The organism is Nocardia sputi, from assembly GCF_023501985.1.
Map to the genome: position 1 here is coordinate 239,904 of NZ_JAMFLC010000004.1, position 16,146 is coordinate 256,049.

Sequence of the window (16,146 nt, forward strand, 5' to 3'; positions counted from 1 at the left end):
ACGAGAAACACGATGATCACGACTCCCCTGTTCCGCCTCGGGCTGCCCGCACTCGTGCTGGCCGCCACCGCCTGTCTGATGACCGACGCCACCGCTGCCGCGCAAGCCCTGCCGACCTACACCTGCAAATACACGCTCGACGAACCGCATTTCGGATCCGTGAAAGGCCGCGAATGCACTTCCTCGGGGGGTGCCCCACTGGGCGGTTGGCACATGATCACTTTCCAAATGGAAAACAGTGCGACCGGTGAAAAGTGGGTATGCGGCACCGTCGAGGCGGCCTTGATTCCATACTATCTGGACAAAGTCGATCCGGATTACTCCGATATCGAACGGGCCTACGGTCGTGGGGCGGACGCGAGTGTCTGTGACCGCTTGCTGAACTGAGCCCGATCACCTGCGGGTGGGGCCGAATCTCGCATCGACACCGGTCGGCCGCGCCGACGCCTCGCCCCCACCCAGCCAGGTGGTCCCACCGAACCCTGCCATGGAGGCACATCGCCGTAGGACCTACTCGTGTTTTGCCACAGCCATGTAGCACTCGCGAGACATGTCGGGGATTGTGTCGTGCCCGTGCCGGTCTTACCGGAACTATTAGTCCGTCGACCGACGCGAAGCCAGCCGTATCTAATAGGGGCTTGTGATTCTCGATTCGGCCGCGCATGGTCGAACACCATGCGAACCGAAACCACCCGCACCCGTCTCCACAGGGCTGTGACAACTGTCATCATCGGGTTGACGCTGGCCGTGGCCGGAGCCCCTGCCGCGTCGGCCTTCCCCGGCCAACCCGCTACCGCTGGTTCGGTAGCGTCGCCGGTCGATTCCGGATCCTCATCCGGCTCGGGCTATCTGCTGGAAGCGGCCCTCAACGCCCTCTGCGCCCTGACCGGCTCACGACCGACCTGCTGGGGTAGCGTCCCCAGCGTGTGACGCACCTGTAGTGCGTACGTCTGGCCACAACTAGCGGCCGGACACCCCCCGCCGAGGCAGCCCAGACACAGGTCCGGTCGACCGTGCGGTATTCATCGGCCGCGAAGCGGGGCGGGAACAGGCAGTCCTCGCCCGTCGAGTCTGTTGGCTCACAAAGAAGCTCGCCATGGGTATCGGCCCGGGGTGTCACACGCACGATCCATCCGTCGTCGACGACGAGTTCCAGCCGATCCGCCACGTCGAACGTCTGCCCGACCGCCAGCGCGGTCGCAGGGAGTACAGCACTCTCCTCGATGTCCGTGAGCTATAACTGGGCGCGCATGATCTCTACCCGCGCGTGGCAGGACACCGGCGCGAATTCATGTCGAATGCAACGTGAATTCGGCAGTGTATTGCACGTTGCCTGGCGCGGTGGTGTGTCCATTGGTCGCGGTAAACGCGCAGCGCGCGTGAAGACGATACGTGGTGTCGAGTCGAAGGTCGGTGACGACCGAATGCCACCAGTAATCGGCGGGAATACTGCTGTGGGAGTCGTTGACTGGCCTATAGTCGCCCTCGCAATAGTCCTCGACCCAGCTTGCCGCAGCCGCCCTGTGCCGCTCGCGAGACAAGTCGGGGGATTACGCCAGCCGGACCAGCATTTTGCCGGTGTTGGCGCCGGAGAGGACGCCGAGGAATGCGGCGGGGGCCTGTTCCAGGCCGTTGTACACGGTGTGCCTGGTGCGTAGGGTGCCGTCCGTCAGCCAGCCGGCGGCCTTGGTGATGTACTCGCCGAAGATCGGGAAATAGCTGCTGACCAGCATGCCGCGTAGCGAGAGCTCCCTGGTCGCGGCGAGATACAGGTCGGGGCCCGCTTCGGCGGTGGGGCCGTTGTACCCGCTGACCGCGCCGACCAGCGCGATGCGGCCGGTGGGCCGCATGGCCTCTACCGCGACGCGCAGGTGTTCCCCCCCGACGCTGTCGAGATACACGTTTATGCCTTCGGGGGCAGCCGACGTCAACTGTCCGGCGAGGTCACCTTTTCGGTAGTCGATGGCGGCGTCGAAACCGAACTCGTCGAGCAGCAGGGTGGTCTTGGCCGCGCCGCCCGCTGACCCGATGACCCGCGCCGCGCCGCGCTTCTTGGCGATCTGCCCCGCGACGCTGCCGACCGCGCCTGCCGCCGCGGAGATGAACACGGTGTCGCCGGAATCGACCCGGGCGACATCGGTCAGCGCCGCATAGGCGGTCAAGCCGGTGGTGCCGAGTGCGCCGAGATAGTGCTGCGGTGCGGCGAGCGAAGTGTCGACCGGCGTGGCGGTGGCGGCGTCGACCACCGAGTAGTCGCGCCAGCCCGCGAAATGGGTGACGGTCGCGCCGACCGGGATGCCGGATGCCGAGGCGATCACTTCGCCCACCGCCGAGCCTTCCAGCGCCGCGCCCACCTGGAACGGCGGGATGTAGGACGGACGGTCGTCCATCCGGCCGCGCATGTACGGGTCGACCGACATCCAGGTGTTGCGCACCAGGATCTGTCCTTCGCCGAGTTCGGGGATCGGGCGTTCGACCAGAGCGAAGTTCGCCGCCGTCGGCGCGCCGGTCGGGCGTGCGGCGAGGTGGAACTCACGCGCGGTGAGCGGGAGGGTCATGGCGGTGCCTTTCGTACGGCCGCGGGGCGGCCGGTTGTTCAGGATTCGCCGGATGCGATCCGGCACCGACGACGCTATGAGCGCCGAGGTCCCGCGCCCAGGTCCTCCGCCGCCATCAACCGGTCCGGACGCGCCGGGCGATCAGAGACCTGGCAGGAAGCGCTACCGCCCTCTGGCCCGCGACGGCGGTGAGCCGCTCCACCGCTGATAGGCCTTGCGCAGCGCGCGGTCGTCGGCGAACCCGAGCCGCCCCGCGATCGCGGCCGTGGTCAGCCGTCCCTCCGTCAGCAGGGTGCGCGCCCGCTCGTAGCGGACGCGGTCGTATTCCTTGCTCCACGTGGTGCCCTGCTCGGCCAGTTGGCGTTGCAGAGTGCGGGTGCTCACCGTCAGTCTGCGGGCAAGGGCGCCGAGTGAGGCATCGCCGTCATCGATCGCCGCCGCGATCGCCAGCCGCAAGGACTCCAGTGGTCCTGGGATCGGCCGGGCGGCGGCCAGCACCAGGTCGGCGTGGCTGCGCAGCAGTTCCGCCAGTCGGGGATCGGCGCCTACCAGCGGCGCTCGGGCATCGGCTTCGGCGAAGGTGATCGCGTCGAAGGGAGCGTCGAAGTCGATACGTGCGGTGCCGAACGCCTCGGTGAGGATCCGGTGGCCGGGCGGCGCGGAGCGACTGAGGACGACCCGTTCGGGGACCACGAGACGGCCGGTGGCTTCGCGGGCGCGGCGCAGGTAGTAGGCGAGCACGTATTCGGTGACCACGGAGACCGTCGCGGGGTCCGGGGCGGTGGTGTGGAAGGCGACGGTCAGCGCGCCGTCCTCGCCGAGATCGAAGCGTTCGGGGGCCGCGGTGACCAGGCGGTGGTAGGGCTGGGAGGTGCGCAGCGAATCCGCCAGCGTCGGCCCGTTGGTGACCAGGTAGTCCCAGGTGGTGAGGGTGCCGAGCGGTGCGGCGGCGGCCACGGCGAGCCCGGCGCCCGGTTCGGGTGCGGTGCGGGCGAGCAGGTCCCACAGCCGGATCACCGAGCTCAGCGGAATCCGGTTCAACTCGCCGGTCAGCGTCGCGTCATCGGTGCCGGGAATGGCGGCCAGCAGGTCGGGCCCGACTCCCGCGGCCGCGGCGGTGTCGCGCACCAGCCGGGTCAGATGGGTGGAAGCGGTCCCGTCGAGCGGGTCGGAGGGGGTCTCGGCCGCGCCGCGAACGGGTGCCGGGATCGGGTCGACACGGCTGCTCACGCGGCATGCTAACCGCGCACAGCCACCGCGTTCTTCCCGATCAGGGGAAGTTCGCCCGCCGGTGTGGTCCACGCCTCACAGTAGTGGGGGACGGGTGGGTGAACTTCCCGCCGCGGAGTTAGGCTCGGGTCGTGACTTCCCACTACGATGTCGTCGTTCTCGGTGCTGGTCCCGGCGGATACGTCGCCGCGATCCGCGCCGCTCAACTCGGCCTGCGAACAGCGATCGTCGAGCAGAAATACTGGGGCGGTGTGTGCCTGAACGTCGGCTGCATCCCGTCCAAGGCGCTCCTGCGCAACGCGGAGCTCGCCCACATCTTCACCAAGGAGGCGAAGACCTTCGGCATCTCCGGCGAGGTGAACTTCGACTTCGGGGTCGCCTTCGACCGCAGCCGCAAGGTCGCCGACGGCCGGGTCAAGGGCGTCCACTTCCTGATGAAGAAGAACAAGATCGACGAGTTCGACGGCAAGGGCACCTTCACCGGCCCGAACTCGCTCTCGGTCGAACTCGGTAAGGGCGGCACCGAGAACATCACCTTCGACAACGCGATCATCGCGGCGGGCACCGTCACCAAACTGCTGCCGGGCACCCAGCTCAGCGCCAATGTGGTCACCTACGAGGAACAGATCCTCACCCGGGACCTGCCCGGTTCGATCCTCATCGTGGGCGCGGGCGCGATCGGCATGGAGTTCGGCTACGTTCTGAAGAACTACGGCGTCGACGTGCGCATCGTCGAGTTCCTCGACCGCGCGCTGCCGAACGAGGACGCGGACGTCTCCAAGGAGATCACCAAGCAGTACAAGAAGCTCGGCATCACCATCACCACCGGTGCGGCCGTGCAGTCCATCGAGGACGACGGCGCCAAGGTCACCGTCGCGATCAAGGACAACAAGACCGGCTCGGTCGAGACCGTCACCGTCGACAAGGTGCTGCAGGCCGTCGGCTTCGCCCCGCGCGTCGACGGCTACGGCTTGGAGACCACCGGCGTGCAGGTCACCGACCGCGGCGCGATCGGGATCGACGACTACATGCGCACCAACGTGCCGCACATCTACGCGATCGGCGACGTCACCGGCAAGCTCCAGCTCGCGCACGTCGCGGAGGCGCAGGGCGTGGTCGCGGCCGAGACCATCGCGGGTGCGGAGACCGTCACCCTCGGCGACTACCGGATGATGCCGCGGGCCACCTTCTGCCAGCCGCAGGTCGCCAGCTTCGGCCTGACCGAGCAGCAGGCCCGCGACGAGGGCTACGACGTGAAGGTCGCGACCTTCCCGTTCACCGCCAACGGCAAGGCGCACGGCCTCGGCGACCCGACCGGTTTCGTGAAGCTCATCGCCGACGCCGAGTACGGCGAGCTGATCGGCGGGCACCTCATCGGCCCGGACGTCTCCGAACTGCTGCCCGAGCTCACGCTGGCGCAGAAGTGGGATCTGACCGTCAACGAGCTGACCAGGAACGTGCACACCCACCCGACGCTCAGCGAGGCCCTGCAGGAAGCCTTCCACGGCTTGGCAGGCCACATGATCAACTTCTGAGCTGTCCCCGACGAGGGCGTGCGGTCATCGATCGCACGCCCTTTTCGTCTCCCGGGCAATGGTTCCGCGTCGGTAGCGACGGCGGGACACGGCGCCGATACGCGAATTCTGTTATACAGCGTGCATGTTTCGCAGGTGGCTGATCGGAAGTGTGCCCTTGCTCGTCGTGGTGGTGCTGCTGGTGACGGGCACCTACTATCTGACGAAAGCGCGCACCTTCCAATTGGCCGGTCACGTGGTCAGCCGGGTGGACACCGACGCGCGGGTGGTCGCACTGACCTTGGACGACGGGCCGTCAGATCGCGCGCCCGAAGTGCTGAAAGTGCTCGCCGCCGCTCAGGTTCCGGCCACGTTCTATCTGAACGGCCGCGATCTTGTGGCGCGCCCGGAGCACGGCAGGGCGATCGCCGCGGCGGGCCACGAGATCGGCAACCACACCTATTCGCATCGGCGGATGGTCTTCGTCACCCCCGGCACGGTCCGCGAGGAGGTCGAGAGCACCGACGCCGAGATCATGAAGACCGGTTACGTCGGTCCGATCACCTTCCGCCCGCCCTACGGCAAGAAGCTGTTCACGCTGCCGCGTTACCTGGCCGAGCACGACCGGACCACCGTGATGTGGGACGTCGAACCCGATTCCGGGAAGAGCGCCACCGCGGACGACATCGTCGCCGAGACCCTCGCCGAGGTCCGTCCCGGCTCGATCATCCTGCTGCACGTCATGTTCGGCACGACCGCCGCTTTGGACGCCATCCCGCGCATCGTGACCGAGTTGCGTGCGGCGGGCTACCAGTTCGTCACCGTATCGGACTTGATGTCCCGCTGAGTCTCTCGTCGGCCCACCGCCGATGCGGCCGTGGTCGGCCACCCCGCGGCCCTTCGCTCAGTCGTTGCCTCCGGTTGTCCACTGGCGGAGCTTGTCGGGATTGCGGACGGCCCAGAGGCGTTTGATCCGGTCGCCCGCGATCTCGAACGCCACCACCGTCGCTGTGGTCTCGCCCAGCTGGAGTACCAGACCGGGACGGCCGTTGACCGTGCGTTCCAGCATCGTTTGGCCGGATGTCCTGGCGGTGAGACCGATGATGTAGCGAGCAATCCGCTCGCCGCCTTCGATCGGGTGCGGGAGGGCGTTGGCCTGGCCGCCGCCGTCGGCGATTCCGGTGGCATCGGGGTCGAGCAGGCCGATGAGGGCGTTGATGTCCGAAGGGGAAGCGGAAGATGTCGTGCAGGATGAAGGCCACGCGCTCGGCCGGGGTCATGGATTCGAGCACGACGAGGAACGCCATGTCGACCGACTCGTCGAGGGTGATCCGGTCGGCGGGGTCGGCGGAGCCGCCGGACCGGTTGCCGGTCCACTCTCCGTGGTCGGGCAGGGGTGCGGGAATCCACTCGCCCACATAGCGTTCCCGTCTGGCGCGCGCCGAGCCGAGCAGGTCGAGGCAGATGCGGCCGGACTCGGGAACGCGCAAGGGAGGGTTTCAGAGCGCGATATGGGTGCGAGAGACCGTGTGCCTTCGACAGTCGAACGGCACATGGCTGATCGGGCACGAGCATGTCTCGATTCCGATCAACCCGGAGAACCTGCAAGTCTGGCTGGCCTCGGACAAAGACCAGCCCGCGTGATCGTGGACCGGCGAACGGTGCTTCGACGACCCTGTATCAGAGCATGCCGTAGGCGTGGGTCGGTGTGAACAGGACCAAGGCGCGGCGATCGGTGACCATCGCGTTGCGGTACTCGTCCCAGTCGGGGTGTTCTCCGGTGGCGGTGCGGTAGTAGTCGACGAGCGCGTCGACGGTGGGGTCGCCGGGCGCGGCGGCGACGGGGGTCAGCTCGGCCGTGCCCTCGAGCACGGTGTAGGCGAAGAAGTCGTCGCGGGTCACGTGCAGCGCCGCCCACGGGTCGCGAACGAGGTTGTGATACTTCGCACGGTCGGCGGTGATGGAGATGCGGATGCGGCCGTCATCGCCGACGACGTGCAGCACGTTGGACAGTTGCGGCCGTCCGTTGCGGCGGATCGTGGTGAGCACGGACCTGCGGTGGTCGCGCGCGAAAGCGACTGCGGCGGCGAGTTCCATGCCCGTGTAACCCGCGGTGACGCCGGTCTCTTCCCGCCGTCGCGGTTCAGTCGCGGTGATAGGCCGCTTGGGCCTCGCGCACCCGCGGCATGTTGGTCTCCAGCACCTGGATGAGCGCCTCCAAGTGCGCGGCGACCTCGGCGCCGAGTTCGGTGAGGGTGTATTCCACCCGCGGCGGAATGGTCTCCAGGACCTCCCGATGCACCATGCCGTCGCGTTCGAGTGCCTGGAGGGTCTGCGACAGCATGCGCTCGCTCACGCCGTCCACGCGTCGGCGCAGGGCGCTGAACCGGAAGGCGCCTTCGCGCAGCGCGACCAGCGCCAAGGTGCCCCAGCGACTGGCGACGTTCTGCAAGACCGGTCGTGACGTGCAGTTCCGGGCGAAGACGTCGGCTTCCAGCGTGGGGTCGTCGGCCTCGGCCGAGACGGTTCGCTGGGTGGTCATGACCGTAATGGTAGCGAACTTGACCACAGCGGCCACGGAATGCATAGTGCTTACGAATAGTTAGCACTATAAAATTCGTATGCCTGGGAGGTATTCATGACCGTCGCCGTGACCGGAGTCAGTGGACAGTTGGGCCGACTGGTGGTGGAGGAGTTGTTGCGCGCGGGGGCGACGCCCGTCGTCGCGATCGTGCGTGATCCACGGAAGGTGGCCGACCTGTCCGAACGTGGAGTGGATGTCCGGCAGGCCGGCTATGGCGACCCGGCGGCCTTCGAACGCGCTCTCGAGGGCATCGACCGGGTGCTGCTGGTCTCGGGCAACGAGTTCGGCGCACGAGTAGCTCAGCACACCAACGTCATCCGCGCGGCGGAACGCGCGGGCGTGGAACTACTCGCCTACACCAGCATTCCGAACGCGATCGACAACCCGTTGATTCTCGCGCAGGAGCACAAGGCCACCGAAGCGGTGCTCGCCGAATCCGCCGTGCCGCATGTCCTTCTGCGCAATGGCTGGTACTGGGAGAACTACCTGGGCGGCCTCGCGGGCGCGGTGGAGTCGGGCGTGCTGCACGGAGCCGCGGGCGACGGGCGGGTGGCCGGTGCGGCGCGCGCCGATTATGCCGAAGCTGCCGCACGGGTGCTCACCACCGAGGGTCACGCGGGCCGGGTGTACGAACTCGGCGGCGGGGACAGCCTCACCTATGCCGAATTGGCCCAAGCGATTTCGGAGGCGGCGGGCAAGCCGGTGCGCTACGAGAACCTGCCGGAGGCGGACTACGCCGCCGCGTTGATCCAGGCCGGATTGCCGGAGGTCTACGCGAAGGCACTCGCCGACGCCGACGCGGGCATCGCCGAGGGCATTCTCGACGTGCGCTCAGGAGACCTGGAGAAACTGCTCGGCCGACCGGCTACCGCGGCCGTCGAAGTCTTCCGGGCCGCGCTCGGCTGAGTGCCGCCGAAGCCGAACGGCGCGGATCCTCGCGAGATCCGCGCCGTTCGCTCATACCCACTGCACCAATTGGATGATGATTCCGTTCGGATCACTCATCTGGAAGTACCGCTCGCCCCACTCTTCGGTCTCGATGGGTGTCACGATCGGCACTCCCTCGCCTTGCAGCCGGGCGTACTCGGCGTCGATGTCGTCGACGACGAAGACGACGAGCAGGCCCTCGCCCGCGCTGCCCGCGGCGCTCTTCGGCTTGAAGCTCGCCAGCCCGGTGCGCAAGTAGATGACGTTCGATCCGGCGTCGGCGCGGTCCAGGGAGACGAACCCGTCGGCCGACATCTTCTCCTCGAAACCGAGGTGGTCGATGAGGAACTTCGCCGAGGCGGCCGGGTCGGGGACGTTGAGCGAGATGGCGGAAGCGGTGATGTTCATGAGTCCTCCTCGGCGACAGCAATCAACTCTGTACTAAGTACTCTATACTTTGTATAGATTCTCTTGGAGTGGTGCACTATGAGCTGGGTCACATCGATACGATCGGTGATCCGAGTGGGTTGAGGAGGCGGCGGTGGAACAGCCGAAGGAACGCAGCGGTGCGGGCGACCCGGTGCGCACGCTGGAGTTGCTGTGGCGGATTCCGCCCGCTTCCGGCACGGGCCGGGGGCCGAAGCAGCGCAGCAGCATCGAGGCGGTCGTCGCCGCGGCGATCGAGATCGCCGACACCGACGGGCTCGGCGCGCTGACGATGCGCGCCGTCGCCACCAGGCTCGGCCTGACCCCGATGGCCACCTACACCTACGTGCCGGGAAAGGCCGAACTGCTCGACCTGATGCTGGACACGGTCTACGCGCGGATGGAGCGCGCCGACCTCACCGGCCTGTCCTGGCGCGAGCGGGTCGCCCGGATCGCGGCCGAGAACCGCGTCATGCTGGCCCGCCATCCCTGGGTGGCGTATCTGCCCACCACCCGGCCACCGCTCGGCCCCGGCCTCGCCGCCAAATACGACCACGAGCTGGAGGCCTTCGCGGGCCTCGGGCTCGACGACGTCGCCATGGACGCCGCACTGACGTTCGTGCTCGGCTGGGTCACCTCCGTCGCCCGCATCGCCATCGACAGTGCGCGGGCCGCGGCCGACAGCGCCATGTCCGACGGGCAGTGGTGGGAACGGGCCGCACCGATCCTGGCGCAGGTTTTCGATGCCCAGCGCTACCCGCTGGCCGCACGTATCGGCGCGTCCGCGGGCCGAGCGCACGACGCCGCCTACAGCGCCGATCACGCCTGGGAATTCGGTTTGGCGCTGGTGCTGGACGGTCTGGCGCGCCGGATCGAGGGGCCGCCCGTCGGCTCCTAGACGCCGTCGCGCTGGATGCGCAGCGCGGTGATGGTGGAGGCCAGCCCGTCGTATTGGTTGATCAGCAGGACGATTTCGATCAGACTGCGCTCGTCGTAGTGCTTCGCCAGTTCCGCCCAGGTGTCGTCGTCGAGGTCGCGCGTCCGTACGAGTTGGTCCACGGCGGCCAGCAGCGCCCGGTGCTTGTCCGACCAGCCCGCTGCCGCGGGGCCTTCGCGCAGCCGCTCGAGGATTTCGCCCGTCACCCCGGCGCGCCTGCCGAGCCGGATGTGATGGTCCATCTCGTAGTCGCAGCCGCGCAGGTGCGCGACCCGGATGATGACCAGCTCGGACTCGTGACGGGGCAGGCGTCCGCCCGGCATGAGTTTGCCCGAGTAGTGCAGCCAGCCCCGGAACAGACCGCGGGTGCGGCCGAGCGTGCTGAACAAGTGGGCGTCACCGGTGCCTGCGGCGCGGGAAAGCACCTGCCAGACAACCCAGTTGAGCGGGCCGAGTTCTCGGAACCGTCCGGGTGAGATGCGTGGTTGCAGCGCTGAAACCATGCTGGTTGCCACCTCCGCGTGGTCTGTTCGGCCGGCGTCGGTGCCGACCGAGATTCGAGCCTACTTGGCAGTATCCCGTGCGGAGGTCAGCATTCTTTTGCTTTCGGAGTGGTTTTCGGCCGGGTACCCCGTCATCATCAGTACCGGTGCGGGTCACCGCGGCCGCAGTGGGTTTCGCGGCGTCAGGTGTGGACAACAGGTCGGCAGGGGAACAGATGCTGGTGAGGATCAGGCCCGGAGCGGAGCTTTCCGGTGCCGAGCGGGAATTCGTCGCGTGCCTGCGGTCGTATCCGACGACCGGCCTCGCCGTGATCGATCTGGAAGCGGACAACCGGCGCGTCGACGCCGTGGTGTGGACCCCGCGTGGGCTGACCGTGCTGGAGGTACACGGGTTCCGGCGCAGGCAGAGCGGCATTCTGAGCACACCGGCCGAAGAACCGTGGAAGATCAGCGACGCACCGGTGGAATTGGACGACCCGGAATCCGGGAGCCCCGCCGAGCGCGTGGAACACGGCATCTACGCGGTCAAGCACATGCTCCAGCGGGCGTTACAGGACCCCGGCCACATCAGCGGCGCCGTGGTGCTCGTCCCGTTCCGGGGCGCCGTGGTGCGACCGGCGCGCACCAGCCTGCGGCCGGGTTTGGACGTCGTCGTCGGAAACGTCACCGACGCGACCGAGCTGCGTATCTACCTGGAGGGATTCTCCGCGGGACCGCGGAACTGGACCGTGGACCGGGTCATCGGCGCGTGCGGCGCGCTCGGTCTGGCGGAGATCGCGCCGTCCCGCGCGGAACTGCTCGAGGCGGGCTTCGAAGACCAGGCGCCGGAGCCGGTCACGACCATCGCCCGCTCACCCAAGCCGCGCGTGCAGCCGACGCCGGGCGTCGCGACGAAGGGACAGGCCTACGCCGGTTGGTCGGTCGTCGTGATCGCGGTGGTCGGAGTCCTGTTCGTGCTCGGGGTGATCGCCACCGCCTTGGCCCACGACTCGGCGCAGCCGCTCCCGGCGACCGATACGACGACTCCCACCCCGTCGCCGCCCGCGTACCGGCCCACCGAGTGCTTCCCCTTCCAACAGAGCTGCTGACACGTCAATCGCGCACGGCGCGGCCGAGTTTGGTCAGGCGCAGCGCGTGCTGCGCGCGGGCCAGCACGTGCGTTCGCGAGGTGTCGATGTGGGCGGTGAGCGTGGCCGCCGCCGCGTCCACCGCACCGGAGACCAGATGTTCGGCCACCGCGATGTGCTCGGCGGTCATCGTGGCGATTCGTTCCGGGGTCGGCATGTCCAGTGTGCGCACCGGGCGCACACGGACGTGCACGGCGGTGAGGGCGTCGGCGAGAGCGGCGTTGCCCGCGGCCGCGAGCAGGGTGGTGTGGAACCGTTCGTCGGCTGCCACCAGCGCCGGGCCGGGTTCGGGTGGGTCGTCGAGGAGCGCGCGCCAGACGTCGAGTTCCGCGCGCACGAGTTCCAGATCGTGCACGGGAGCCTCGCCGGACGGCCCCACTCGTTGCATGCCCCTGGCCTCCAGCACGAGCCGTAACTCGTAGAGGTGATCGAGTTCGTCCAGTCGGGGACGGTACGGGTACAAGCCGTCGGCGAGCCGCTCCACCAGGCCGTCCGCCTGCAATCGGGCCAGCGCCTCGCGCACCGGGGTGCGTGAGACCCCGTAAGTTTCGGCGAGACGTTCTTCGCCGAGCCGTTCGGTCGGCACGATGGCTCCGGTGGCCAGGTCGTGGCGCAACGAGTCGTACACCTGCTCACGCAAGGGAATCCGCCCCCTGTCGCGCGTCACGGCGGTGCTCAGATCGCCATCGCCGAGCGGACCGCGCTCTCGGCGCCCGCGCCACCCGCGCCCGTGGAGGTCACCCGGCCGGATTGCAGCACGTAGTAGCGCTGCGCCGCCTGCAACGCGAAGCCGATGTGCTGTTCGACCAGCAGCACGCTCAGCCCGCCGCGCCGGGTGAGATCGATGATGGTGCGCTCGATCTCGGCGACCACCGACGGCTGGATCCCTTCGGTCGGCTCATCGAGGATGAGCAGTTTCGGCTCGGTGATCAGCGCCCGCGCGATGGCGAGTTGCTGACGCTGGCCGCCGGACAGCAGGCCCGCTTTGCGGGTGAGCAACTCGCGCAGCGCGGGGAACAGCTCGAGCGCTTCATCGATCAGCGCCTTGCCGCGTTTACGGCCGTCCGCGACCACCTGCAAATTCTCGGCGGTGGTCAGTTGGGGGAAACTCTGCTGTCCCTGCGGCACGTACGCGATCCCGCGGCGCACTCGCCGCGACGGCGCGAGCTTGGTGATCGTTTCCCCATCGAACTCGATGCGGCCCGACTTCGCGCCGATCAAGCCGACGGCGGTGCGCAGCAGCGTGGTCTTCCCGGCGCCGTTGTGCCCCATGATGGCGACCACGCTGTCGTCCGGCACGGTCACCGAGACGCCGTGGATCACCTCGGTGCGGCCGTAACCGGAGTGGATATCGGTGAGTTCAAGCATCGCTGTCGCCTTCCTGGGGTAACTGCGGGGCAGGTGCGGTCGACGCGTCCTCCAGTTCGGTCCCGACCGCCGCGGCGGTGCCGAGATAGACCTCTTGGACCTTCGGATCCGCCTGGACCTGTTCGACGGTCCCTTCGCTGAGCACTGTGCCGCCGGCGAGGACGGTGACCGAGCTGGCGAAGGCGCGCATGAAATCCATGTCGTGCTCGACCACCACGACGACCCGGTCGCCGCCGATGCGGCGCAACAGGTTGCCGGTCTCCTCCCGCTCCTCGGCGCTCATCCCGGCCACCGGCTCGTCCAGCAGCAGCACCGAGGCGTTCTGCACCAGGAGCATGCCGATCTCGAGCCACTGTTTCTGTCCGTGCGCGAGCACCCCGGCGGGCTTGTCGCGAAGGTCGGCCAGACCCGTGGTCTCCAAAGCCTCCTCGATGGCGGGCAGCACCGATTTGCGGCGGCGCAGCATGGTGAGCGCCGAACGTCCCGCGCCCGCCGCGATGTCGAGGTTCTGGAGCACGCTGAGCTGTTCGAACACGCTCGCGGTCTGGAACGTGCGTCCGACTCCGAGCCGGGCGATCTGGTGCACCTTCTTGCCGAGCAGTTCCACACCGGTCTTCTGCGCCGACCCGGTCGCCGGGACCAGCCCGGTGATCGCGTCGATGAGCGTCGTCTTGCCCGCGCCGTTGGGACCGATCAAGAAGCGCAGATCGCCCTGCAACACCGTCAGATCGACGTCGGTGACGGCTTTGAATCCGTCGAAACTCACCGAAAGGCCACGGATCTCGAGGTACTCACTGGACATCCCGGCGTTGCCGCCGAGCTTCGGTTCGTGCGCGGTCTCGGTCATCGCGATTCCACCTTCTCCGTCACAGGTGCCTGCGCCGCCGCGGCCACCACGGCCGGAGCCGGAGCGGGACGCCGGAATCGGTTGTCCAGAACGCCCTTCACCAGGGGCCACAGTCTGGCGAGCCCGGCCGGGACGAACCCGACCACCACGATGAACAGCACGCCTTGCAGATACGTCCACCCCGACGGGAACTCCTCGGACAGCGCCGTCTGCGCCCACGCCACGCCGATCGCGCCGAGCACCGGACCGAGCAGGGTGGTCCGGCCGCCGATCGCCACGCCGATGAGGAAGGCGATCGAGGGAACGACACCGATGTCGGCGGGGGAGATGATGCCGACGATCGGGGTGAACAACGCACCGGCGATGCCCGCGAAGAAGGCGGCGACCACGTAGGCGACGATCTTCACGTTCGCCGGGTCGTACCCCAGGAAACGCACGCGCTCCTCCTGGTCGCGCACCGCCACGAGCAGCTCGCCGTACCGGCTGTGCATCAGCTGCCGCACCAGCGCCACCACCACCAGCAGCGTGCCGGCGGCGATGAAGAACAGCATCTGCCGGTTTACCGGGTCCGACAGCTTGAACCCGAAGAACGCGCGGAAATCCGACAGGCCGGTGAACCCGCCGATGGCTTGCTGGCCGGTCAGCAGGATGGCCAGCGCGGCGGCCAGCGCCTGACTGAGGATGGCGAAGTACGCGCCCTTCACGCGGCGCTTGAACACGCCGTATCCCAAGGCCGCGGCGATCAGCGCGGGCAGCACCAGGATGCCGAGCAGCGCCACCGGAGCCGACGCGAAAGGCTTCCAGAACGACGGCAACTCGCGAATGCCCGCGATCTCCATGAATTCCGGCACGTCGTTGCCGAGCCGGGCGGCGTCGGCCATCTGCAGATGCATGGCCATGATGTAGGCGCCGATACCGAAGAACACGCCCTGACCCAGGGTGAGCATTCCGCCTCGCCCCCAAGCCAAGCCGATGCCGACCGCGACGATCGCGAAGCACAGGAACTTCGCCAGCAGGTTGAGCCGGAAATCGCTGAGCACGGCGGGCGCGACCGCGAACAACAGGATGGCGGCGACGGCGAATCCGGTCGGCGCGCTGAGCGAGGAGTGCGCGCGCCACCGTTGTACGAGCGAGGTCATGCCAGGCTCCTTGTCCGGACGGTGAACAGGCCCTGCGGGCGGACCTGCAGGACGATCACGATGACGACGAAGACGATGACCTTCGCGATGGACGCGGTGGTCGAGTACTCGATGTAGGAATTGAGCAGGCCGAGCGCGAACGCCGCGATCACCGTGCCCTTGATCTGGCCGAGCCCGCCGATGACCACCACGAGGAACGCGTCGATCAGGTAGCTCTGGCCGATGGTCGGGCTGGTGGAGCCGATCAGCGTCAGCGCGACACCGGCCACGCCCGCCAGTCCCGAACCGATGAAGAAGGTGCTGATATCGGTGAAACGGCTGGACACGCCCGATGTCTCGGCCAAGCCGCGGTTCTGCACCACCGCGCGGATGCGGCGGCCCAACGGCGTCGCCTTGAGCACCGCGGCCAGCGCGGTCACCGCGACGACCGCCAGGACGAGGATGAAGATGCGCGTCTTGGGCACCACCGCGCCCAGGATCGTGACGCCGCCGCTGAGCCACTCCGGCGCGATGACGTTCTTGGCCGGCGCGCCGAAGATGTCACGGGCCAGCTGTTGCAGCACCAGCCCGACACCGAAGGTGACCAGCAGGGTGTCCAGCGGCCGGTCGTACATCCACCGGATCAAGCCCATCTCCAGCGCGGCGCCCAGCAGACCGCCGACGAGAAAACCGACCAGCAGGGAGACGACGAGCGAGACGCCCGCCGACGAGACGACCTTCTGCACGACGTAGGTCGTGTAACAACCGGCCATGATGAACTCGCCGTGCGCCATGTTGATCACGCCCATCTGACCGAAGGTCAGCGAGAGACCGAGCGCGGCGAGCAAGAGAATCGATCCCAGACTCAGCCCGGTGAACAGCTGTCCGATCACGACTTCCATGGGAGCTCCTGTATCTGATTGCCGCGCCTCCGCGTGCTCCTTCGTCGCCTACGCGGCGGCCACTCGGACGCGAGCCGGGCCGCGAACGGCGGATGCTCGGTCTCG

At 68.0% G+C, this 16,146-nt stretch carries 19 protein-coding genes; 7 read left to right on the forward strand and 12 right to left on the reverse strand.

What is annotated here, in order from left to right; all coding sequences use genetic code 11:
* The first annotated feature begins 12 nt into the window (after window positions 1-12).
* A complete protein-coding gene (locus tag M8859_RS08175; RefSeq protein ID WP_159921682.1) occupies window positions 13-387 on the forward strand; it encodes a hypothetical protein in 375 nt (124 codons plus the stop codon).
* Between the two features lie 327 nt (window positions 388-714).
* Window positions 715-930 (forward strand): hypothetical protein, encoded by a 216-nt coding sequence (locus tag M8859_RS08180; protein WP_159921680.1) that lies wholly within the window; start codon window positions 715-717, stop codon window positions 928-930.
* A gap of 620 nt (window positions 931-1,550) precedes the next feature.
* Here M8859_RS08180 and M8859_RS08185 read toward each other — a convergent pair.
* Together M8859_RS08185 and M8859_RS08190 are read right to left on the reverse strand one after the other, a co-directional pair.
* The gene (locus M8859_RS08185) at window positions 1,551-2,558 is read right to left on the reverse strand and encodes an NADP-dependent oxidoreductase (RefSeq protein WP_249644064.1); all 1,008 of its coding nucleotides are present in this window, start codon (window positions 2,556-2,558) and stop codon (window positions 1,551-1,553) included.
* Window positions 2,559-2,720: 162 nt separating this feature from the next.
* On the reverse strand, window positions 2,721-3,788 hold the full coding sequence (locus tag M8859_RS08190; protein ID WP_249644065.1) for a helix-turn-helix domain-containing protein: 1,068 nt from the start codon (window positions 3,786-3,788) through the stop codon (window positions 2,721-2,723).
* Between the two features lie 131 nt (window positions 3,789-3,919).
* Here M8859_RS08190 and lpdA point away from each other — a divergent pair, with 131 nt between their 5' ends.
* Window positions 3,920-5,323, forward strand: coding sequence for a dihydrolipoyl dehydrogenase (lpdA, locus tag M8859_RS08195; protein ID WP_195069641.1), 1,404 nt, complete (start codon window positions 3,920-3,922; stop codon window positions 5,321-5,323).
* A gap of 124 nt (window positions 5,324-5,447) precedes the next feature.
* A complete protein-coding gene (locus tag M8859_RS08200) occupies window positions 5,448-6,149 on the forward strand; it encodes a polysaccharide deacetylase family protein (RefSeq protein WP_249644066.1) in 702 nt (233 codons plus the stop codon).
* 57 nt (window positions 6,150-6,206) lie between these two features.
* On the opposite strand, the gene M8859_RS08205 is transcribed toward M8859_RS08200, so the two are convergent.
* The 3 genes from M8859_RS08205 to M8859_RS08215 all read right to left on the reverse strand — a co-directional run bounded on the left by M8859_RS08205 (window position 6,207) and on the right by M8859_RS08215 (window position 7,844).
* A complete protein-coding gene (locus M8859_RS08205) occupies window positions 6,207-6,371 on the reverse strand; it encodes a hypothetical protein (RefSeq protein WP_195069640.1) in 165 nt (54 codons plus the stop codon).
* 611 nt (window positions 6,372-6,982) lie between these two features.
* On the reverse strand, window positions 6,983-7,399 hold the full coding sequence (locus M8859_RS08210) for a PPOX class F420-dependent oxidoreductase (RefSeq protein WP_159921672.1): 417 nt from the start codon (window positions 7,397-7,399) through the stop codon (window positions 6,983-6,985).
* A gap of 46 nt (window positions 7,400-7,445) precedes the next feature.
* Window positions 7,446-7,844: a winged helix-turn-helix transcriptional regulator gene (locus M8859_RS08215; protein ID WP_159921670.1), complete on the reverse strand. Its 399-nt coding sequence runs from the start codon at window positions 7,842-7,844 to the stop codon at window positions 7,446-7,448.
* Window positions 7,845-7,940: 96 nt separating this feature from the next.
* Here M8859_RS08215 and M8859_RS08220 point away from each other — a divergent pair, with 96 nt between their 5' ends.
* Entirely contained in the window at window positions 7,941-8,792 is an 852-nt protein-coding gene (locus M8859_RS08220) for an SDR family oxidoreductase (protein ID WP_195069639.1), read from the forward strand.
* Window positions 8,793-8,843: 51 nt separating this feature from the next.
* Here the strand turns inward: M8859_RS08220 and M8859_RS08225 are convergent, their stop codons facing one another.
* A complete protein-coding gene (locus tag M8859_RS08225; RefSeq protein WP_159921666.1) occupies window positions 8,844-9,221 on the reverse strand; it encodes a VOC family protein in 378 nt (125 codons plus the stop codon).
* A 133-nt stretch (window positions 9,222-9,354) separates the two neighbouring features.
* Here M8859_RS08225 and M8859_RS08230 point away from each other — a divergent pair, with 133 nt between their 5' ends.
* The gene (locus M8859_RS08230; protein ID WP_223519163.1) at window positions 9,355-10,137 is read left to right on the forward strand and encodes a TetR/AcrR family transcriptional regulator C-terminal domain-containing protein; all 783 of its coding nucleotides are present in this window, start codon (window positions 9,355-9,357) and stop codon (window positions 10,135-10,137) included.
* Here M8859_RS08230 and M8859_RS08235 read toward each other — a convergent pair.
* Window positions 10,134-10,667 (reverse strand): carboxymuconolactone decarboxylase family protein, encoded by a 534-nt coding sequence (locus tag M8859_RS08235; RefSeq protein ID WP_159921792.1) that lies wholly within the window; start codon window positions 10,665-10,667, stop codon window positions 10,134-10,136. The two genes, M8859_RS08230 and M8859_RS08235, sit on opposite strands and share 4 nt — an antisense overlap.
* 227 nt (window positions 10,668-10,894) lie before the next feature.
* Here M8859_RS08235 and M8859_RS08240 point away from each other — a divergent pair, with 227 nt between their 5' ends.
* On the forward strand, window positions 10,895-11,767 hold the full coding sequence (locus tag M8859_RS08240) for an NERD domain-containing protein (RefSeq protein WP_159921664.1): 873 nt from the start codon (window positions 10,895-10,897) through the stop codon (window positions 11,765-11,767).
* 4 nt (window positions 11,768-11,771) lie between these two features.
* On the opposite strand, the gene M8859_RS08245 is transcribed toward M8859_RS08240, so the two are convergent.
* The 5 genes from M8859_RS08245 to urtB are packed head-to-tail and all read right to left on the reverse strand — an operon-like array spanning window position 11,772 to window position 16,041.
* On the reverse strand, window positions 11,772-12,473 hold the full coding sequence (locus M8859_RS08245) for a GntR family transcriptional regulator (protein ID WP_159921662.1): 702 nt from the start codon (window positions 12,471-12,473) through the stop codon (window positions 11,772-11,774).
* Window positions 12,474-12,481: 8 nt separating this feature from the next.
* Window positions 12,482-13,174, reverse strand: a complete 693-nt coding sequence (gene urtE, locus M8859_RS08250) for an urea ABC transporter ATP-binding subunit UrtE (protein WP_159921660.1) — start codon at window positions 13,172-13,174, stop codon at window positions 12,482-12,484.
* On the reverse strand, window positions 13,167-14,021 hold the full coding sequence (gene urtD, locus M8859_RS08255; protein ID WP_159921658.1) for an urea ABC transporter ATP-binding protein UrtD: 855 nt from the start codon (window positions 14,019-14,021) through the stop codon (window positions 13,167-13,169). The genes urtE and urtD overlap by 8 nt, the downstream gene beginning before the upstream one ends.
* A complete protein-coding gene (urtC, locus tag M8859_RS08260) occupies window positions 14,018-15,160 on the reverse strand; it encodes an urea ABC transporter permease subunit UrtC (RefSeq protein WP_249644067.1) in 1,143 nt (380 codons plus the stop codon). The genes urtD and urtC overlap by 4 nt, the downstream gene beginning before the upstream one ends.
* Window positions 15,157-16,041: an urea ABC transporter permease subunit UrtB gene (gene urtB / locus M8859_RS08265; protein WP_159921654.1), complete on the reverse strand. Its 885-nt coding sequence runs from the start codon at window positions 16,039-16,041 to the stop codon at window positions 15,157-15,159. Before urtB ends, urtC begins: the two co-directional genes overlap by 4 nt.
* Window positions 16,042-16,146: the final 105 nt, after the last annotated feature.